The 21,246-nt window shown below is 67.2% G+C and carries 14 protein-coding genes; 5 read left to right on the top strand and 9 right to left on the bottom strand.

Annotation, left to right across the window (positions count from 1 at the left end):
- Positions 1–11: 11 nt before the first annotated feature.
- The 8 genes from ACU0AG_RS10165 to ACU0AG_RS10200 are packed head-to-tail and all read right to left on the bottom strand — an operon-like array spanning position 12 to position 8,209.
- Positions 12–1,400 carry a hypothetical protein gene (locus tag ACU0AG_RS10165; RefSeq protein WP_482782165.1) on the bottom strand — a complete coding sequence of 463 codons (1,389 nt, stop codon included), beginning with the start codon at positions 1,398–1,400 and terminating at the stop codon, positions 12–14.
- 18 nt (positions 1,401–1,418) lie between these two features.
- The gene (locus tag ACU0AG_RS10170) at positions 1,419–1,859 is read right to left on the bottom strand and encodes a hypothetical protein (protein ID WP_482782166.1); all 441 of its coding nucleotides are present in this window, start codon (positions 1,857–1,859) and stop codon (positions 1,419–1,421) included.
- Positions 1,852–3,186 (bottom strand): FliI/YscN family ATPase, encoded by a 1,335-nt coding sequence (locus ACU0AG_RS10175; RefSeq protein ID WP_482782167.1) that lies wholly within the window; start codon positions 3,184–3,186, stop codon positions 1,852–1,854. The genes ACU0AG_RS10170 and ACU0AG_RS10175 overlap by 8 nt, the downstream gene beginning before the upstream one ends.
- Positions 3,183–3,830: a FliH/SctL family protein gene (locus tag ACU0AG_RS10180; protein ID WP_482782168.1), complete on the bottom strand. Its 648-nt coding sequence runs from the start codon at positions 3,828–3,830 to the stop codon at positions 3,183–3,185. The genes ACU0AG_RS10175 and ACU0AG_RS10180 overlap by 4 nt, the downstream gene beginning before the upstream one ends.
- Complete coding sequence (gene fliG / locus ACU0AG_RS10185; protein ID WP_482782169.1) at positions 3,814–4,872, bottom strand: flagellar motor switch protein FliG; 1,059 nt, start codon at positions 4,870–4,872, stop codon at positions 3,814–3,816. Before fliG ends, ACU0AG_RS10180 begins: the two co-directional genes overlap by 17 nt.
- Positions 4,872–6,554 (bottom strand): flagellar basal-body MS-ring/collar protein FliF, encoded by a 1,683-nt coding sequence (gene fliF, locus ACU0AG_RS10190; RefSeq protein ID WP_482782170.1) that lies wholly within the window; start codon positions 6,552–6,554, stop codon positions 4,872–4,874. Before fliF ends, fliG begins: the two co-directional genes overlap by 1 nt.
- Positions 6,555–6,557: 3 nt before the next feature.
- Positions 6,558–6,917 carry a flagellar hook-basal body complex protein FliE gene (gene fliE, locus ACU0AG_RS10195; protein WP_482782171.1) on the bottom strand — a complete coding sequence of 120 codons (360 nt, stop codon included), beginning with the start codon at positions 6,915–6,917 and terminating at the stop codon, positions 6,558–6,560.
- Entirely contained in the window at positions 6,914–8,209 is a 1,296-nt protein-coding gene (locus ACU0AG_RS10200; RefSeq protein WP_482782172.1) for a sigma-54 interaction domain-containing protein, read from the bottom strand. Before ACU0AG_RS10200 ends, fliE begins: the two co-directional genes overlap by 4 nt.
- Positions 8,210–8,482: 273 nt before the next feature.
- Here ACU0AG_RS10200 and ACU0AG_RS10205 point away from each other — a divergent pair, with 273 nt between their 5' ends.
- On the top strand, positions 8,483–9,313 hold the full coding sequence (locus tag ACU0AG_RS10205) for a flagellin N-terminal helical domain-containing protein (protein WP_482782173.1): 831 nt from the start codon (positions 8,483–8,485) through the stop codon (positions 9,311–9,313).
- Positions 9,314–9,525: 212 nt separating this feature from the next.
- Positions 9,526–9,870 (top strand): hypothetical protein, encoded by a 345-nt coding sequence (locus ACU0AG_RS10210; protein ID WP_482782174.1) that lies wholly within the window; start codon positions 9,526–9,528, stop codon positions 9,868–9,870.
- Positions 9,871–9,940: 70 nt separating this feature from the next.
- Here ACU0AG_RS10210 and ACU0AG_RS10215 read toward each other — a convergent pair whose 3' ends face one another.
- On the bottom strand, positions 9,941–10,228 hold the full coding sequence (locus ACU0AG_RS10215; protein WP_069309208.1) for a YciI family protein: 288 nt from the start codon (positions 10,226–10,228) through the stop codon (positions 9,941–9,943).
- Positions 10,229–10,375: 147 nt separating this feature from the next.
- Between ACU0AG_RS10215 and putA the strand changes: the two genes are divergently transcribed.
- From putA to ACU0AG_RS10230, 3 genes are all read left to right on the top strand, one after another.
- Positions 10,376–13,513 (top strand): bifunctional proline dehydrogenase/L-glutamate gamma-semialdehyde dehydrogenase PutA, encoded by a 3,138-nt coding sequence (gene putA / locus ACU0AG_RS10220; RefSeq protein WP_482782175.1) that lies wholly within the window; start codon positions 10,376–10,378, stop codon positions 13,511–13,513.
- Positions 13,514–13,621: 108 nt separating this feature from the next.
- Positions 13,622–18,649, top strand: a complete 5,028-nt coding sequence (locus tag ACU0AG_RS10225; RefSeq protein ID WP_482782176.1) for a beta strand repeat-containing protein — start codon at positions 13,622–13,624, stop codon at positions 18,647–18,649.
- Between the two features lie 537 nt (positions 18,650–19,186).
- Positions 19,187–21,214 (top strand): ribonucleoside-diphosphate reductase subunit alpha, encoded by a 2,028-nt coding sequence (locus ACU0AG_RS10230; protein WP_482782177.1) that lies wholly within the window; start codon positions 19,187–19,189, stop codon positions 21,212–21,214.
- Positions 21,215–21,246 lie beyond the last annotated feature (32 nt).

The raw sequence follows: 21,246 nt of genomic DNA on the forward strand, positions 1-21,246 counted from the left end.
CGGGTTGCCGGTCAGGCAAATACCCCGCGTGTCTCTGCCGATCCTCCGCCCGCTGCATCCCCCTCGGCGCGGCGCGCCACCGCATCGGTGGTGCCCGGCTGGCGGTGCTGCGGCTGGCCGGAGCCGCCGTCGCTGCGGCCCTGTGACTGGCCGCCCTGTGATTGGCTCAGGTATGGTTGAGACGATCCTTGCCCACCGTTAGGGGAAGACCCGTAGCGCTGGTCGGATGTGCCATTCTGGCCCGTATTGGTCGCGGCACTATCGGATGCGGCAGCGACGGCGCGATCAGCCAGCGCGAGCTGGACGGCGGGGACAAAGCCCGGATCGCGGCTTGCCAGCGTGGCGCGCCAGCTGTCCGCACCGGCCGCCTCGACCCGCAGCGCGACGAAGCCGAAATCGGCATGGCGCAGGGTCATTTCGGGGCGGGCGGCGCGCAGGGCTTCGCGGATCTCGCCAACGGCAGCAATGGCGCTTTCCTGATTGGCCGCAAGGGTGCGGGGTTCGGCACGCTCGGTTGCCTGCACCGGCGCGGCAGGCGCAGGCGCGGCGGCGTGGGCCGGAGCGTGGGCCGGAGCGGGGGCCGGAGCGGGGGCGGTTTGGCCCGCCGGGGCGGCAGCGGGTGCAGGTTCTGCTTCGACCGGCGCGGTGGAGGGCGCGGGCGCAGCGGGATCGGACACCGGATCAAACGGCAGTTCGGCACGCAACTGCGCTTCGGGCAGCGCGGCAATCGCGGCGGCGACCTGCGGTGCGGAGCCGCCCGCCACAGCCCGCGCCGTGACGCGATCGGGCAGAGCCTCTGCCTCTGTTTCTGACTCGGGCGCGGGGGGCGTGAGCACAGGCTGCACGGCGAGGCTTGCCGCGAGCGGGTTTGCCAAAAGCGTGACCGGCGTTGTTGCAGGGGCAAGTTCGGGCAGGGCGGTTTCCTCCCCGGTAGCGGCAGGCAATTCGGCACCGGTTGCAGGCAGCACCGCTTCGGCCGGCATCGGCTCCGGCGCCAGTGGTTGCGGCTGTGCGGGCACGGCATCGTCTGCGACCGGCTGCGCACCCGGTTTGGGCGCGAACAGCACCCGCATCACCGGCACCGGTTCCGGCGCGGCGGCGGCAGGCGGGACCGGCAAGCCTGTGCCGCTGTCCGGCACGATCATGCCGGGCGGCAAGGTCTCGCCAGCCGCTGACGCGATCGGACGGGCCGCAGGCGGCAGGGCAAAGGGCGACACAGCAGGCGGCGCAGCGGGCGGCGCAGGCACAGCTTCCGCCGCCGCCGGCATCGCCGCATCGAGCAGCCCGGCGAAATCGGCCCCTGCGCCACCCTCACCGCGCAACGCCGCGCCCGGCTGCGAAAGCAGTCCGGGCGCGGGCGCGCCGGGGGTGAGCGGCAATTCGGGCAGGAAAGGGATCATCGCATCATCCTTCTGGAATCAGGTTTCACGGGTGCTGTGCAACTTGCGTGCCATCGCGCTCGCCTCATGCGCCTGTTCGCGCCGCGCCCTTGCCGCATCGAGCGCGGCGCGGGCCTCGGCCTCGCGTTCGGCAAGGCGTTTGCTGCGGGTTTCGACCCGTGCGAGCGTATCGGCCTGCCAGGCGCTTTGGCGGGCGGCATCGGCAGCGGCATCGCGGGCGCTGGCGGCGAGGCGGGCAAGACTGGCGGTAAAGGCCGCGCGCCCGCCCAGCATCGCGCCAGTGGTCTCTCCCGGCACAGGCGCGCTCGCCCCCACCAGAGCGCGGCTGCGGGCGGCCAGCGCATGGCTGCGCGCCTCGGCCTCCATCGCCTCGGCGAGAGCGCGCAGGGCCTGCTTGCGCGCCACGCCCGCGATCATCGCCTGACGCTCGATCAGGGCAAGGCGGCGGGCTTCACGCAAGCGCGGGGGCCATCAGTTGCAGCAAGGCGTCGTGGCTGGCGGCCAGCGGCTCGGCCTCGCCACGCGCTTGCGTCAGGAAGGCATCGATCGCAGCCGATTGCGCCAGCGCCTCGTCAAGCAGCGGGTCGCTGCCTGCCCGATAGGCGCCCATCAGCACCAGATCGCGGTTATCCTCCCGCGCCGCGACCAGCGCGCGCAAGCGGCGCGAGGCGGCGGCGATATCGGGAGGGACCAGATCGTCCATCACGCGGCTGAGGCTGGCGGGCACATCGATCGCCGGATAATGCCCGCGCTGCGCCAGTGCGCGGCTCAGCACGATATGCCCGTCGAGAATGGCGCGGGCGGTATCGACCACCGGATCATTGCCATCATCGCCATCGGCCAGCACGGTGTAGATTCCCGTTACCGCCCCGCCCGTCCGGGCCGAATTGCCCGCCCGCTCCACCAGCCGCGTGACGGCGGCCAGAGCGGATGGCGGATAGCCCCGTGCCGCGCCCGGCTCGCCCAGCACCAGCGCCAGTTCGCGCGCGGCGTGGGCGACGCGGGTGAGACTGTCGAGGATCAGCAGCACGCGCTTGCCCTGCGCGCGGAAGTATTCGGCAATCGCGCTGGCATATTGCGCGGCGCGCAGCCGCAGGTTGGGGGCGTGATCGGCGGGGACGGCGACCACCACGATGCCGCCCCGCCGGTGCCCTGCCATGTGGCGGGACACGAAATCCGAAACCTCGCGCGCACGCTCGCCGATCAGCGCGACCACGGTGACATCCGCCACCGCATGGCCCGCGATGGTATCAACCAGCACCGACTTGCCCACGCCCGATCCCGCCATGATGCCGAGCCTCTGGCCGACGCCCATGGTGGCAAGCGCATTGATCGCCCGCACCCCGCAATCGAACGGCACGTCGACACTCGCCCGCTCCAGCGCCGCCTCGCGCTGTCCGGCGAGCGGCCAGACCTGTTTGCAATCGAGCCGCGGGCCGCCGTCGATCGGCTCGCCCAGCGCATCCACGGCACGGCCCAGCAAGGCATCGCCGACCCGCACCTCGCCCGGATTGCCCAGCGCCCGCACCCGCGCCTGCGGACGCAGCAGCATCGCATCGCCAAGCAGCATCATCAGCGAATGACCGGCGCGAAAGCCGATCACCTCGGCAAGGCATTCCCCGCCCGCATCATTGGCAATCGCACCCAGCGAGCCGACCGGCAACGGCAGGCCTGCGACCTCGATCAGCCCGCCGTCGCAAGCGACCACGCGCCCCGCCAGCACCGGCCCGCTGGCAAGGCTTGCGGCGCGCATCCGTGCCAGATCAAGCTGCAAGGCACCGATCATCCGTGCACCGCAGCGGCAATGGCGCGGCGCCATTCGGCCGGGCCATCGCTGACCATGCCATCGGCACCCTCGATCAGCACCGATCCGCGTTCGAGATCCGCATCGCCGACAATCCGCCAGCCACTGGCGGCCTCGTCGCCGAGCAGCGCAATGTCATCGGGGTGGAGATGCAGGGCGAGCGTTTCCGCCGCACCGCCAATCCGCTGTGCCGCCGCATGGCAGCGGGCGATCAGGCCCTCGCGATCGATCGCCGCTCCGGCCAGCACCGCATCGCACAGCGCCATCACCGTGGCGGCAAGATCATCGGCGAGCACGGCCTGCGCTGTTTCATCGAGCGACCGGAACGCCAGCCGCAGCGCCCGCTGGCGGGAGGCGGCGGCCTCTGCCTCGGCCTCGGCCATGGCGCGGCCCGCGGCCAGCCCATCGGCATAGGCGCGCTCAATCGCCTCCTGCGCCGGATCGGGGGCTGGCAGACCGGGATCGGGTTCGGGATCGGGCACAGGTTCGGGTTCGGGCGCAGCGAAGGGCAGCGTCTCGCGGAAGCCCTCGTGCCCGCCCAGCATGGCGAGCCAGCCGGGCTGCGGTCGGGGCGCAGGCGTGGCGGGAGCGTCAAGCACGCCCGGCCACTCAGACAAATTCGCCATTGCCGCTTCCGATCACGATCTCGCCGCTGTCGGCCAGGCCGCGGGCAATCTCGACAATGGCGCGCTGCGCCGCTGCCACTTCGCTCTTCGACAGGCGGCCGCGCAGTTCGATCTCGTCGCGCACACCGTCCGCCGCACGGCTCGACATGGCGGCGAAGAACGGGGCGCGGTCGTCTTCCTTGAGGCCTTTGAGCGCATCGACCAGCTTCTCGTTGTCGACATCGCGCAGCAGCCTGCCCATCTGCATCGGATCGAGCGCGAACAGCATCTCGAAGGTGAACAGTTCCTCCTCGATCCGTTCGGCCAGCGGAGCGTTGCGGCTGGCGATGGCGGGCAGCACGGTGCTGCGCACCTCGCCCGCCGCCAGATTGATGAGGTTCGCCGCTTCACGCGGGCCGCCCAGCGTGAGCGCAGCCGTGCCATAGGCGGCGCTGATGCGCTGGGTCAGCAGGGTGTCGATCGTGGTGATCGCCTGCTGCGAGATGGCGCCGCTGCGCGCCACACGCTCGACCACCTGCGATTGCAGGTCCATCGGCAGCATGGCGAGGATTTCCGCCGCCGGTTCGGGGTCGATCAGCAGCAGCAGCGCGGCGATCACCTGCGGATGTTCGTCGAGGATCAGCCGGACCAGCACCGTGGGCGCCAGCCAGCGCGCCAGTTCAAGGCTGCGCGGCGCGGCATCGGGCTCGATCCGCTGGAGCATGCTGTCCGCCCGCGCCGGGCCGAGCGCCTTGTCGAGCAGGGTGCGCACCCGGTCATTGCGCCCGCGCTGCGGCAGCAGTTCGCGCGCGGCCTCGCCGGTGAAATCGGCGAGCGCCTCGGCCATGTGCGGCTGGTCGATCTCGCCCAGCGCCAGCATCGCCGCGCCCAGCTTTTCGAGTTCGGCAGGGCTGAGGCGGGCGAGCAGGCCGGACGCCTCCTCGTCGCCCAGCAGCATCAGGAACACCGCCGCGCGGTCAATCCGGCTCAGCAGGGCAGCGTGCTGCGCGGGAGCGGCTTCGGCCCCGGTTTCGGCCGCATCAAGATCGGCAGCAAGGCTCATCACGCACGCCCCCCGTTGTCGGCAGGCGGCGGCCCTTCCAGCAGCATCCGCTGCAAGGCTTCGACCGCGCGTTCGGGCTGGCTTGCCGCGAGCCTGCGGGCGAGTTCGACCTGCTGCGGCAGATCGCCGAGCATGATGGTGGCGCCGGATTGGGCCGGCTCATCCTCGCCAGCGGCATCATCGCCCGCTGCATCATCGCCGGCAGCCAGCAGCGCGGTGTCATCGGACGCGGCAGGATCGGCCTTCTCGCCCTTGCCCTTCAGCTTGCCGATCAGCGGCCGCACCGCCAGCAGCAACACCAGCAGCACCGCGATCAGCATCGCGCCGTAACGCACCAGCATCGCGAACCACGGCTGTTCGTAGAAGGCGGGCGGTTCGAGATCGACGGGTTCGAACTTGCTCGCCACCACTTCGACCATGTCGCCGCGCTGGGCATTGGCGCCGACCGCCGCGCTGACCAGTGCTTCAAGCTGGGCGGCGGTCATCGGAGCGGCTTTCTTGAGCGCCGCATCGCTCACCGCCACCGCAACCGACAGCTTCTTCAGCCCGCCGGGCCGCGCCGTGGTGACAGCGACCTCGCGCCCGAGTTCGTAGCTGCGTTCGCTGGCGGTTTCGGTGTCGGTTGCACCAGCGCCCTGTGCGGGCGCAGCAGGCTGCGGCGCGCCATCGACCAGCTGCGCCTGCGGTGGCGGGGTGTTGGCCGGAACGCCCGGCACCCCGCCGACAGGTGCCGCGCCGGTGCGGCTGGCGTTGCGCTCGCTCTCGGCGCGCACCACGCCTTCCTTTTCATAGGTCTCGCGCGCGGAGGTGACCTCGTTCTGGTCGAGTTCGACCTGAACCTGCGCCGAGAAATTGCCCTCGCCCAGCAGCGGGCGCAGCAGCGCATCGACCTGTTCGCGCAGCTTGGCTTCGTGTTCGCGTTGCAGCAACAGGCCTTCGCCCTCGGCCTCGCGCGGGTCGGACAGCAGCCGTCCGTTCTGGTCAACCACGCGCACCGCATCGGCGCTCATCCCCGGCACCGATGCCGCGACGAGATTGACGATCGCCTCGACCTGGCTCTGTGACAGGCTGCGCCCGCTGACCAGCCGCACCATCACCGAGGCCGAGGGCGGGTTGTTCTCGCGCACGAACACCGATCGTTCGGGGGTGGCGAGATGGACGCGGACGCTCTCGATCCCGTCGATCTCGCGGATCGTCAGCATCAGCTCGCGCTCGCGGGCGAGGCGCAGACGTTCGCCTTCCAGCGTGCGCGAGGTGCCGAGCGGCATGGCGTCGAGCATCGCTTCGGCCCCTTCGGGCGCGGCGATCCCCGCATCGCTGGCGACCAGCATCTTGGCGCGGTAGACATCGTCCTCCGCCACCGAAATCGCGCCGGTGCCGTTGTCGATCGCATAGCCTATCCCGCCCGCTTCCAGCGTGGCGACCACCTTGGCGCGTTCGGCATCGGTGAGGCTGGTGTAGAGCACGCGGTCAGGCCCGCTGGCGAGGCTCATCCACAGCGCGCCTGCCGCTGCCAGCGCGCCTGCGCCCGCCAGCATCGGCAGCGCCCGCGACAGGGCGGGCTGGGCGATGAAATCCGCCGCCGCCGGGGGCAGCATTGCGCGCCAGCCGCTGGCCGCAGCGCCGTTCGCCATCGGCACGCCCGCAGCATCGGCGGGCACCGGAAGGGTTGCGTCAGCCATCTATCAGCCCCCCATCCGCATGATATCTTGGTAAGCGGTCAGCAGCTTGTTGCGCACCTGCAAGGTCGCCTCGAAGGCGACACCCGCTTCCTGCCGGGCGAGCATCACCTGCGCGATATCGGTCACCGCGCCGCGTTCGTAGGCGACCTGCATATCGGACGAATGCTGCTGCACCGCGCTCACCTGCCGCAGCGCGGTGTCGAGCGTGCTGGCAAAGCCTGCGCCGGGCGCCCTGGCGGGGGCGGCGGTCTGCCCGGCCTCGCTCGCCTCGCGCAGCTGGCGCACGGCATCATTGCGGGCGAGCACGTTGGCGCGCAGGGCCATCACGTCCTGCACCCCCATCATCGGGCGAATGCCGCTCATGCTGCACCTCCGGCGGCGGCGAGCATCCCTGCCCCGCGCATCGAGGCGAGGCGGTAACGCAGGGTGCGCTCCGAAATGCCGAGGCTGCGCGCGGTCGCGGCGCGGTTGCCGCTATGGCGCGACAGCGTGTCGAGGATGGCACGGGCTTCCGAGGCAAAGGCCACGTCCGACAGCGAGCGTCCCGCCGCCGCGACCGGAGCAGGACGGGCCAGCGTGCCGCAATCGGCCACGGCGCGCACGGCGGTGTCGAAGACGATATGCTCCGGCGCGATCACCCCGGCATCGCCCGCCAGCAGAATGGCGCGGCGGATGACATTTTCCAGCTCGCGGACATTGCCCGGCCAGGGGTGCGCCTCCAGCAGGGCGAGCGCCTCGCGCGCAATCCAGCCCGGCCGCCCCCCGACCCGTCCGGGCGCAGCCGCATGGCGCAGCAGCATCCCGAAGGCGAGCGGGGCAATATCGCCCGGCCGGTCGCGCAGCGCGGGCAGTGCAAGGGGGAAGACGTTGAGGCGATAGAGCAGATCCTCGCGGAACCGGCCGGCCTCGACTTCGGCTGCAAGATGCCGGTTGGTGGCGGCCACCACCCGCACATCGACGCTGACCGGCCTGGTCGCGCCCAGCGGCAGGATCTCGCCTTCCTGAAGCGCGCGCAGCAGCTTGGCCTGCAGGGCTAGCGGCAGTTCGCCGATCTCGTCGAGCAGCAGCGTGCCCTTGTCGGCAGCGCGGAACAGCCCCTCGCCCGCCTCGGCCGCGCCGGTGAAGGCCCCCTTGCGGTGGCCGAACAGCAGCGCCTCCAGCATCGCTTCGGGCATGGCGGCGCAATTGACCGCGACAAACGGCCCGTCGGCACGGGGAGACAGGCGGTGGACGAATTGCGCCATCACTTCCTTGCCAGTGCCGGTCGGCCCTTCGAGCAGGACGGGAATCTCGCTCTGCGCGATGCGCTCGGCCAGCGTCAGCAACGCCAGCGTCTGCGGGTCGCCCGCGATCGGCCAGCCGCCCTGTGCCGATGCGGCGAGCAGCGCGGGACGGGCATCGCCGGGGGCGGCAGGATCATAGGCAAGCGCGATCCGCTGCGGCCCCGACAGCGCCAGCGCAGGCTGATCCGCATGGGAAAGGCTGATCGCCACCTTGCCGCTGCGGGCAATCCCCGCGGCCAGCGCGGGCGGCATCGCCTCGCCCAGCATGATCCGCTCGCTCTGCCAGCGACCGCCCATCAACGGCACGGTCATGCCGATCAGGCTATCATGGCTGCCATCGCCCCGCGTTGCGGTGCCCGTTACACGTGTCATCTTCGCCCCTGGTCCTGGTGTTGACGGCAAACAAATGCCGCCGGCACGCTGGACATGTGGCAAATTTAAGCCCCCGTAGGACCACCTATGCCAGCGGTGGCGGGAAACCCCCGAAATTCCGGCCCGGCTGCGGGCCTCCTGCCGGAAATCTCATTCACATGTCTGATTTATAACGATAAAATTTTCCCGCTTAAACATCCTGAGAGGCAGCCGCTCTATTGGCCAGCAGCGACGGGCCAGTTCGTCCTGCCTGACCATTCAGGAGTTTCGACAATGACTGTGATCAACACCAATATCTCGGCCCTGCGCGCCACCAATGCTGCGGTTTCGGCCAACAAGATGCTCGGCACCTCGATGGAGCGCCTGTCGACCGGCAGCCGCATCAACAGCGCTTCCGACGATGCCGCCGGCCTCGCGATTGCCGCTTCGATGACCTCGCAGATCCGCGGCATGGCCCAGGGCATCCGCAACGCCAATGACGGCATCTCGCTGGCGCAGACCGCCGAAGGCGCGCTCAACGAAGTGACCAACATGCTCCAGCGTGTTCGTGAACTGGCGGTCCAGGCCGGTTCGGACACCTATTCCGCGACCGACCGTGACAACATCCAGATCGAAGTGGACGAACTGACCGCGCAGATCGGCCAGGTTGTCGCCAACACCGAATTCAACGGCGTGACCCTGTTCGACGGTTCGACCGCGACGGTGACCGTGCTGGCCGGTGCGAACGATGTCGACACGGTTGACCTGACGCTCGACGATCTTACCGCCCTGACCTCTGGCGGCGGCGCGGCCGGTTCGTTCGACGTGACCGGCGCCGATGGTAGCGCGGCCCGCACCGCGCTGGCCGATATCGATGCCGACATCGAATCGATCTCCGCCACCCGGGCCACGCTGGGTGCCGGCCAGAACCGCCTGCAATCGGCGGTCAACAACCTCGCCAACGTGTCGACCAACCTGTCGGACGCCCGTTCGCGGATCCAGGACACCGACTATTCGGCCGAAACCACCGCGCTCGCCAAGGCCCAGATCCTCGGCCAGGCCTCGACCGCGATGCTGGCGCAGGCCAACCAGTCGCAGCAGAACGTGCTGTCGCTGCTGCGTTAATCCGCCACCCCTCCCCCGCCCCACACCCCTTTGGGCGGGCCACATGGAAAGCCCGGAGCTGCACGGCTCCGGGCTTTTCTGTTGCGTCGGTGCGGGGAATGGCAGGTTTGGCAGTAACCGGGATAAAAGCAGATATTCTGGAAACGACCCCTGTGTGGACGTTGGAGATGCGGCTATCATCGCTGTTCGGAAAAACATCGAGGTCATGATTGATGTTCTGGCGACGCAATAAGTCGGAGGCAACTACACCGGCGAACCCCGCAACCTTCGCGGAAGCAAAGGAAGCCACTCGGCGAGCAGCTTTTCTGAATGTGGCGTCGGGTATGACAACGGATAAGGCCTACAAGCAAAGCCTCACCGAGCTATTCCGCATGTGCAGGTCCGAAGCCGTAGCGGCGGGCGCTGCGGAGGGACTGTCTGAGGCAGATGTGGATGCGAGCATCGCCGCACTCTGCGACGCCGATACGGAAAGGATGCAGAGTGCATCGGACGATGAGTTTCGTCAGTTCGCTCATGAATCGGGCGAAATCGTTAAGAGTTTTCTCGGCAATCGCTAACGTCCGCTTCCCACCCACTTCCCGCCAATCACACACCATCCGGCGACACCCGAAAGCCGCCGTCGCGCCGCTAGGCCCAGTCGCCCAGCAGCGGGGTGAATTCGTCCACCCGGATCAGCTGCCACACGCCGCCGGTGAGATAGGGGTCGTCCGCCAGAATCGCCCGCGCTGCGGCCTCGTCCTCGGCCTTCACGATCAGCAGTGATCCGATGATCAGCCCGTCGGCGCGTTTCAGCGGGCCGACGATCACGAAATGATCGGCGTTGGCATGGATGAATTCGAGATGCGCCGGGCGGTGGATCGCCCGCAGCCGTCCGCCATCCTCCCCGTCGCGGCAGTGGAAGCAGAACATGCGCATGCGATAGATCCCCTGATAGCATTCACAGGCTAACCCTGCGCGCGCGGGCGATCAAGCAGGCCGGTTGCAAAGACCGAACTTGAAGCGCAGCCTCTTGCCGTCCAGAGGGCCGGATTATTGTCCGAATCGTTTCAGGTGAAACCAGATATGGCTGATGCTGCCGCCGCCTTTCCCGCTCTCGATCGCAGCGATCTGCGCCGCGCTTACCGGCAGGACGAGGAAGCCTGCATTGCCGAGCGGCTGGATCAGGCCGCGCCGGCGGCAAAGGTGCACGATGCGGCGGCGACGCTCGCGATCGCGCTGATCAACGGCGCCCGCGCCCACAAGGCCAGCGGGATCGATGCCTTTCTCCAGCAATACGGCCTCGATACCGAGGAAGGCATTGCCCTGATGTGCCTTGCCGAGGCGCTGCTGCGCGTGCCCGATGCCGCCACCGCCGATGCGCTGATCCGCGACAAGATCGGCAGCATCGAATGGGGCGAGCATCTGGGAGAGAGCAGTTCCACCTTCGTCAACGCCGCCACCTTCTCGCTGATGCTGACCGGCGAAGTGCTCGATCCGCCCGATGTGCGCCAGCGCGGCATGGGCGGGGTGCTGAAGCGCGCGATCAACCGGCTGGGCGAGCCGGTGGTGCGCACCGCCACGGGTCAGGCGATGAAGATTCTGGGCGGGCAGTTCGTCTTCGGCCGCACCATCGACGAGGCGCTGAAGCGCGCTGCGCCGGAACGCGCACAGGGCATCACCCATTCCTTCGACATGCTGGGCGAAGCGGCGATGACCTTTGCCGATGCCGAGAAATACCGGCAGGCCTATGACAGCGCGCTGGACCGCCTCTCGCGCGAGGCGGGCGCGGGCGTTGCCGCTTCGCCGGGGATTTCGGTGAAGCTTTCGGCGCTGCATCCCAAATACAATTTCTTCCACGCCGCCGAGGCCCGCGCCGCGATGGTGCCGGTGATCCGCGCACTGGCGGTGAAGGCGCGGGATGCCGACATCCACTTCACCATCGATGCCGAAGAGGCCGAGCGGCTCGAACTCAGCATGGACATCATCGAGGAACTGGTCGGTGATGACGATCTGTTCCGCCGCGCCGATGGCAGCCGCTGGGAAGGTTTCGGGCTTGCCATCCAGGCCTACCAGAAGCGCGGCGTTGCCATGTGCGACTGGGCAGGCAAGCTTGCCCGCAGGCATGGGCGCCGCCTGTTCGTGCGACTGGTCAAGGGCGCATACTGGGACAGCGAGGTGAAGCTCGCGCAGGTCGGCGGTTACAGCGATTACCCGGTCTTCACCCGCAAGGTGGCGACCGATGTGTCCTATCTGGCCTGCGCGGTGCGGCTGTTCGAGCACGCCGACGTGATCCGCCCGGCCTTTGCCACGCACAACGCCTACACCATCGGCGCGATCAAGGCGCTTTCCGCCGGCAAACCCTTCGAATTCCAGCGCCTGCACGGCATGGGCGAGGAGGTCTATCAGGCGCTGCGCAAGGTCGAGGGCAACAATCCCACCCCGGTGCGGATCTACGCTCCGGTGGGCGGGCACAAGGAACTGCTCGCCTATCTGGTGCGCCGCCTGCTGGAGAACGGGGCCAACACCAGCTTCGTCAACCGCATGGGCGATGCCGATATTCCGGCAGAGGAGCTGGTCGGCGATCCGGTGGCGGAACTGGCGGCGCTCAGCCCCCGCCGCAATCCGGCGATCCCGCTGCCCGCCGACATCTTCGGCGCGCGCCGCAACAGCGCCGGGATCGACCTGTCGGACCCGCTGGTGCGCGAGCCCCTGCTGGCGAAGCTGGCGATGCTCGAGAGCGCCGAGTGGCGGGCCGAGCCGACCTTCCCCGCTGCCACCCCCGGTGAAATCGCCCCGATCACCAGCCCGCACGATCTCGCCCACGTGGTCGGCACCCGCCGCGATGCCACCGCCGAGGAGGTCGAGGCGGCCTTCACCCGTGCCGCCGCGATCCAGCCCGGCTGGGACGCGCTGGGCGGCGAGGCGCGCGCGCTGCTGCTGGAGGAAGCCGCCGAACTGTTCGAGGCGCACACGCCTGAATTCCTCAGCCTGTGCCAGCGCGAAGCAGGCAAAACCCTGCTCGATTCGGTGCTCGAACTGCGCGAGGCGGTCGATTTCCTGCGCTACTACGCGGCCGAAGCGCGGCGGCAGTTTGCTGAACCCACCATCCTGCCGGGGCCGACGGGGGAGGAAAACTCGCTCTCGCTCCACGGGCGCGGGGTGTTTGCCACCATCTCCCCGTGGAACTTCCCGCTGGCGATCTTCATCGGCATGGCCTCTGCCGCGCTGGCGGCGGGCAACACCGTGATCGCCAAGCCCGCCGAACAGACCCCGCTGATCGCCGCACTGGCGGTGAAGCTGTGCCATCAGGCGGGCATCCCGCCCGAAGCGCTGCAACTGCTGCCGGGCGCGGGGGCGGTCGGGCAGATGATCACCGCCGATCCGCGTCTTGCCGGGGTCGCCTTCACCGGATCGACCGAAACCGCCCGCATCATCAACCGCGCGCTCGCCAATCGCGACGGGCCGATCGCGACCCTGATCGCCGAGACCGGCGGCCAGAACGCGATGATCGTGGATAGCTCCGCCCTGCCCGAACAGGTGGTGCGCGATGTGCTCGCCAGCAGCTTCCAGAGCGCGGGCCAGCGCTGTTCGGCGCTGCGGGTGCTCTATCTGCAGGAAGACATTGCCGACACCATGCTGGAGATGATCCGCGGCGGGTTTGCGGCGCTGACAGTCGGCAATCCGGCGGATCTTGCCACCGATGTCGGCCCGGTGATCGATACCGACGCGCAGACCGCGCTCGAACGCCACGTCGCCCGCAGCGAGGCGAGCGGCCGCCGGGTCGAGCGCCTTCCGCTGCCCGCCGAAACCGCCAGAGGCTGCTTCGTCGCGCCCACGATCATCGAGATCGGCGGGATCGGCGAGCTGGCGGCGGAGCATTTCGGCCCGATCCTGCACGTGGTGCGCTTCGCATCGGGCGATCTGGCGCAGGTGGTGGACGACATCAACAGCGTCGGCTTCGGCCTGACGCTGGGCCTCCACAGCCGCATCGCCGAAACGCGGCGATTTGTGCAGGGCCGCGCGAAGGTCGGCAATTTCTACGTCAACCGCAACCAGATCGGTGCGGTGGTGGAAAGCCAGCCCTTCGGCGGCGAGGGCCTGTCGGGCACCGGGCCCAAGGCCGGCGGGCCGCACTACCTCGCCCGCTTCGCCACCGAACGGGTGATGTGCATCGACACCACGGCAGCAGGCGGCAATGCCAGCCTGCTGGCGGCAGGCTGAGGGGCGCACACCGCAAAAACACCCTTTTGACTTGCGGGCATTTTTTGGGCCGACTAGCCTTGGAGCCAGCACCCCGGTGCAGGTTCCCCAGGCGAAGGCGGGTTTTTGATGTCGGTTTTGTCCCGGTTTTCGCGGCTGTCCCTCAACAGCTTCGCTGGTTCAGGCGATCTGCGGATCAATCGGGCTGACCCGTTCGCCTATGCCGGCCCGTGGTGGGACGGCCTGTTTGGCGATGGCATCCGGGCTGGCCGCGCCTTGCCTGCGGAACCGGAAAAGCAGGGCAACCTTGCACCGCTTAATGGCACCCCGGGCGATGATTTCTTCGGCGGCACCAGCGGGGACGACGTTTACAGCGGCGGTGACGGCAATGACCGCATCGAGGATGGCTTCGGCGGCAATGATGTCCTGAATGGCGATGGCGGGAATGATGTGATCGTCATCCAGCGGTTTGGCGGCACGCGCAACACTGTCACCGTCAATGGCGGCACGGGCGATGATTTCGTCTATATCAACGCCGGCACCGGCGGGCTGTTCACCATCGATCTCGGCGCGGGCGATGACCGGCTGCTGGCCGAAGGGGACGGGCTCTACGTCACCGACATCACGCTGGGCAGCGGGATCGACAGGGTCGAATTCGACCGGTTCGGCAGCCTGATCATCCGCGATTTCACGCCGGGCGATGCGGGCGACATCTTCACCTTCCCGCGGATGAACTTCCGCTCGGCGACTTACAGTTCGGGGCAGAACCCCTTCTCCTCCGGCCATTTCACCCTGACGCAGGATGGCGCGGACAGCATTCTGACCTTCTACGCATCGGGCAATGCCTCAGGTGCGGCACTGGTGATCGGGATTTTCCGCAACACGCAGATCGGGGATTTCACCGCGCACAATTTCGGCGGCTTCGATCCGGCAGCGGGCGGGCCGGGCGATGTCATCACCGGCACCGAAGGCGACGATACCCTCACCGGCACGCAGGGCGCGGACACGATGCGCGGGCTCGGCGGCAATGACACGATCGACGGCGGCGATGGCGATGACGATATCGACGGCGGCAGCGGTAACGACACCATAACCGGCGGTATCGGCAATGACACGATCATCGGCGGCGATGGCGATGATGTGATCACCGATGCCTTTGGCGCCAACATCATCGATGGCGGCAGCGGCAATGATACGATCAACATCTCCGGCTATTCCGGCAGTTTCCTGGCCAGTGATCCGCAAGCCATTTCCGGCGGGGCGGGCAATGACAGCGTGCTGTGGGATTTCAATTCGAGCAGCGCTCTGGTGCTCGATCTGGGCGAGGGCAACGACCGGATCACCTTCATCGCCCCGATCCGCGACAACAGCCTGACGCTCGGCCTCGGTGCCGACATTGTCGATGTCAACGGCATCCGGGACATCGATACGACAGACCCGATCACCATCACCGATTTCCAGACCGGCGACGGCGGCGACCGGCTGGTGTGGGGCGACTGGATCAGGGAAGAAACCGGCTTTACCGGCAACGCGGGGTTCAATCCCTTCGCCTTCAACGAAACCAGCCTCGTGCAGGTCGGCAATGATGTGCACATCATCTGGACCTTCCGGCAGATCAACAACAGCTCGACCTTGTTCATCTTCCAGAACACGCAGGTGGCGGACTTCACCGCCTTCAACCTCGAATTCGATCCCAACGCGGCGACCCCGCCGGGCGAGAATTTCGATGGCACCGCGGGTGACGATACCTACGAAGGCACCAATCTCGATGACACCGCCCGCGGCTTTGGCGGGCGCGACAGGTTGCGCGGGCGGGCCGGTGACGATCGGCTCGACGGCGGAGATGACGATGACCAGCTGGACGGCGATGAAGGCGATGATACGCTGATCGGCGGGGCCGGGAACGACCTCATCAACGGCGGCACCGGCGCCGACACGATCGACGGCGGCGATGGCAATGACGAAATCAACGCCGGCATCGGCGACGGCGAGCGCGACACGATCGATGCCGGTGCAGGCGATGACCGGATCACCTTCTCCGGTTCCAACGATCTCTACATCGGCGGGGCCGGTTTCGACACGCTGGACATCTTCGGCACCGGTTTTGGCGGCCTGCTGCGCGAGGCCATTGTCATCGACTTCACCAGTTTCCCGATCGATGGGTCCTTGCTGATCGGCGGGCAGCGGGTCACCGATATCGAGCGGGTTGATTACCTCGGCGATTCCAGCAATTTCGACGATACCGTGATCTACGGGCCGAACTACATCTTCGGCGTCACCCTGAGCGGCGGCAATGGCAACGACACCCTGACCGGCGGCAACGGCCCGGATTCGATCAATGGCGGGGCGGGCAATGATGTGCTTACCGGTCTCGGCGGGAACGATTCCATCGAGGATCTGCTGGGTGACAACCGGATCGCCGCCGGGGCCGGGAACGACAATGTTACGGCAGGCACAGGCAATGACATCATCGACGGCGGTGACGGCGACGATGTCATCAGCGCCGGAGCGGGCAATGACACGATCACCGGCGGCAGCGGCAACGACACCATCGATACCGGGCGCGGCGTCGATGTGGTCGCGGCGGGAGAGGGCGATGATCTCGTCCTGCTCGACGGGCTTGATGCAGGGGACGATATCGATGGCGGCGCGGGCACCGACACGCTGCGGGTGATCAGCAGCAGCGGCGGGCTCGATTTCGATTTTGCCGCGATCGCGGGCACGGGCGGCACCGCGCCGGTCCGCAATTTCGAGGTGTTCGAATTCCGGTTCACGGGTTTCAGCGACCGATTGACCCTTGGCGCCCCATTCCTTGCGGGCGTGACGCTCGACGGGTTCGAGGGCGACGACACGATTACCGGCGGTGCCGGAGCCGATACCATCATCGGCGGCAACGGGTCCGATATCCTTTCGGGCGGCAATGGCAACGACACGCTCTACGGCGGCACCCTGGGCTTCAACGGCAGCCAGTATGACGAGCTCTACGGCGGGGCCGGCAATGATTCGCTCAACGGCTTCGGCCTGCTCGATGGCGGGGCGGGGAACGACTTCCTGTCGGGTTCGGGCGAGCTGATCGGCGGCACCGGCAATGATACCATCAACAGCTTCGGCGATGGTGATATCGTGCGCGGCGGCGCGGGGCAGAACACCATCGCCCTGCGCGGCACGAGCGCGACCGTGCTGCTTGCGGCAGGCCTCACCACCGACCGGATCGACGGCGGTTCGGGCAGCTACACCATACGGGCGACGGCCGGCAATTCGTCGCTGCAATGGACCGCGGCACTGGAACAGGACCCGACTGCCGCGCGCGCGGTGGTGACCGGCATCGATGTCGTCTCGTCAGGCGGCTTTGCCAATTTCCGCATTGTCGGCACCAATCTGAACGACGACTTCACTCTCGTCGATTTCGGCAGCAGCATCGTTCTGGAAGGCGTCGCCGCGATTGACGGGCTGGGCGGCAATGATCGCATCACCGGATCATCGGGCAATGACCGGATTTTCGGCGGCGAGGGCAATGACATTCTCGCAGGCGGCGGCGGCGAGGATGAACTGCACGGCGGGCTGGGCGATGACCGCTTCACCGTCGATTCGGCAGGCGACCGGGTGTTCGAAAACACCGGTGAAGGCTACGACATCGTCACCGCCATCGTGGATTTCGAAATCGGCGCGCACGTCGAACAGCTCAATCTCGAAGGCGCGGCGCGGCGCGGCACGGGCAACGACCAGAACAACTTGATCATCGGCAATGCGCTCGACAATGCGCTGTTCGGACGCGGCGGCAATGATCGCATCGAGGGCGGCCAGGGCAACGACATGCTCGACGGCGGGCTCGGCAATGACTGGCTGATCGGCGGTCAGGGCAACGACACACTGCTCGACTACAACGGCTTCAACATCCTTGACGGCGGGGATGGCAACGACACCATCGAGGGCGATGGCGAGCTGATCGGCGGTGTGGGCGACGACCGGCTGACCGGCGGCGGCAACAACGACATTCTGGTGGGCGGAACGGGTATCAACAGGCTCGACGGGGCCGGCGGGAATGATACCGCCAGCTACCGCGACGCGACGCAGGGGGTGAGGGTCGATCTGTCCAACACCGGGCAGCAGAACACCATCGGCGGCGGGTTCGATACGCTGATCAGCATCGAAAACCTGACCGGCTCGGCTTTCGATGACCGCCTGACCGGCAATGACGGCGCCAACGTCTTCTTCGGCGGCGGGGGCAGCGACGAAATCCGCGGCGGGGCGAACATCGATGTGGCGGTGTTCGCGGGCAACCTTGCGAATTACACCATCGTCCAGTTCACCGATTTCTCCTTCGGCGTCATCGGCCCCGATGGCGAGGACCGGCTGTTCGGAATCGAGTTCGCGCGGTTCGACGACCAGATCCTGCGCCTGCTGCCGGGCACGGGGGTGAGCGTCAATTTCAACACCGCCGATCCCTCGATTTACCAGACCGCCATGAACGCGATCCGCGATTTCGATGGCAATGCATTGGGCGGCAATGGCAGCTGGCTGCGCATCGGGTCTGCCGATGTGAACGGCGATGGCGACATCGACCAGATCCTCGTCAACCGCGCCATTGGCAGGTTCGCCACCGTCGGCACGGCACCTGATGGCCTCGTCTATTTCAACGATTTCAGCTGGGCGGGCGAGACCCGCGTGGCGGGGATCTACATCGACCCGCTGGTCGCGGCCGGGATCGTGCAGGCAGGCAGCGACAATGACAGCCAGCGCCGCTTCCAGAACGACTTGCAGATCGAGAACATCAACCGCGTGCTGGGTGCCGACGACTACGACAATGACGGGCTGCAGGAGGTCTACTTCGCCCTCACCGATGGCACCGCCTACCTGCGGGCCTTGATGGAGGCGGACGGGAACATCCGTTACGCCAATTATCAGAGCCAGCAGGAAGTGATCGACTACCTCACCACCAACGGCTTCGGGCCGGAGACATGGGCGGGCTGGTTCAGCCAGCCTTCTTCGGGCGAGGCGATGCTGCGCGCAGAGCAGCCGCTCGCGGCGCAAGACACAGGCGGACGGGCAGCGATCGGCGCGCCTGCGGCGGATATCCTCGCAGGCCTGAGCGATCTTGCGCTTGCTCCGCACAGCGCCCTGCCTGCCGATCAAACCTTCCGCGCCGAATTCGTCTGAGCGAAACCGGACCCGGTGGCGGGGTGCGGCGCGGCAGGTTTCGCGCCGCGGCCGCGCCGCACGCCGACAGCGCAACAATCATGCCTGCATCGGTGCAAAAGATTCACGGTTGGATTCGAATGATTCAATCACCATTTTTTTCTTCACAGATTCAATTTGGGGCTTGCAGGCCGCGCGACTCAAGCTTGTTCCACGCGTCGCGGGCTTCGCGGCAGTTTGGCTGCCACCACATATGGTAATTTACGGGTTAATCGCCCGTTGACGGGACTCCCCGCCTGATTCATCATCTAGTGGTTCGGTGCAAATCGGACCCCCAAGCCATGGTGATTTTCCGTCCGCTCCGACAGGGGCCCGAGGGGAAGGATTCGCCGGCGCAGGGGGTTTTCGCGGCGCACCGCAAAGCGTTTCGCAGAGGCGGCAGCAGGCCCTTTTCGGGCTCATCCTGTTGGCAAGTCTGTGGACCGCCCGGTATAGAACAGAATCGGAACATGGCCTCTTGCGTCATCGTCCCGATTCGGGGGACAAGTGGGGCTACTGATGGATTTCAAGGCGAGCGAAAACGTGCCGGGTGATGTTGTGAATGAATTGGATGCAGGCACGGCCAATGCGGCTGCCGCAGGGGATGAAAAGGCCGTGACGATGAAAACCACTGATGCAGGCTCGGACGCGCTGATCGCGGCCAAGGCGGGCGAGGCACTTGTCGGCGCGATGGCGACTGCCATGAAGGACGCTGCCAAGTCGGACAGCAAGAAGGTCAACGACCGCCGCTTCACGATTGTGACCGATGCCAGCCGCGATGCGCGCCTCACCGATTTCGGCAAGGACACCCTGACCGACCGCTACCTGCTGCCCGGCGAGGTCTATCAGGATCTCTTCGCCCGCGTGGCCGATGCCTATGCCGATGATCAGGATCACGCCCAGCGGCTGTATGATTACATCTCGAACCTGTGGTTCATGCCCGCGACCCCGGTGCTCTCGAACGGCGGCACCAACCGCGGCCTGCCGATCTCGTGCTACCTCAACTCGGTCGAGGACAGCCTCGAAGGGATCGTCGGCACCTGGAACGAGAACGTGTGGCTCGCGTCGAAGGGCGGCGGGATCGGCACCTATTGGGGCAATGTCCGCGGCATCGGCGAGCCGGTCGGTCTCAACGGCAAGACCAGCGGCATCATCCCCTTCGTGCGCGTGATGGACAGCCTGACGCTGGCGATCAGCCAAGGCTCGCTGCGGCGCGGCTCGGCGGCGTGCTATCTCGACATCAGCCACCCGGAAATCGAGGAGTTCCTCGAAATCCGCAAGCCTTCGGGCGACTTCAACCGCAAGGCGCTGAACCTGCATCACGGCGTGCTGGTCACCGACGAGTTCATGAACGCGGTGCGTGAAGGTGCCGAGTTCGAATTGAAGTCGCCCCGCGATGGTTCGGTCCGCGGCAAGGTCGATGCGCGTTCGCTGTTTCAGAAGCTGGTCGAAACCCGTCTGGCGACCGGTGAGCCCTACATCGTCTTCTCCGACACCGTGAACCGCATGATGCCCAAGCATCACCGCGATCTGGGCCTCAAGGTTTCGACCTCGAACCTGTGCTCGGAAATCACCCTGCCGACCGGCATCGACCACCTCGGCAATGACCGCACGGCGGTGTGCTGCCTGTCGTCGCTCAACCTCGAAACCTGGGAAGAGTGGAAGGGCGACAAGCAGTTCATCGAGGACGTGATGCGCTTCCTCGACAACGTGCTGCAGGACTATATCGACCGCGCGCCGGACGAGATGGCCCGTGCCAAGTATTCCGCCGCGCGCGAGCGCAGCGTGGGCCTCGGGGTGATGGGCTTCCACTCCTATCTCCAGCAAAAGGGCGTCGCCTTCGAAAGCGCGATGGCCAAGGCGCTGAACCTGCAGATGTTCAAGCACATCCATTCGAAGGCGTGCGAGGCTTCGATGCTGCTGGCGCAGGAGCGCGGCCCTTGCCCCGACGCGGCCGACATGGGCGCGATGGAACGCTTCAGCTGCAAGATGGCGATCGCGCCGACCGCGTCGATCTCGATCATCTGCGGCGGGACTAGCGCCTGCATCGAACCGATCCCGGCCAATATCTACACCCACAAGACCCTGTCGGGCAGCTTCATCGTCAAGAACCCCTATCTCGAAAAGCTGCTCGACAAGAAGGCCAAGAACTCGACCAATGTCTGGAACTCGATCCTCGAACGCGGCGGATCGGTGCAGCACCTCGACTTCCTGACGCCGGAGGAAAAGGCGGTCTACAAGACCAGCTTCGAGATCGACCAGCGCTGGCTGCTCGAATTCGCCGCCGACCGCACGCCCTATATCGATCAGGCCCAGTCGCTGAACCTGTTCATCCCGGCCGATGTCGACAAGTGGGATCTGATGATGCTGCACTATCAGGCGTGGGAACGCGGCATCAAGTCGCTCTATTACCTCCGCTCCAAGAGCGTGCAGCGCGCCGGCTTCGTCGGCGGGGTGGAGGCGGACAACACCTCGGAAGCCCCCCGGATCGAACTCTCCGCCAGCGGCGAGCAGACCGATTACGAGGAATGCCTGAGCTGCCAGTAAGCGGCCCGCGCGGGCCGGGCGCGGCGGGGGCA

This window comes from Erythrobacter sp. RANMB8 (genome assembly GCF_056848235.1).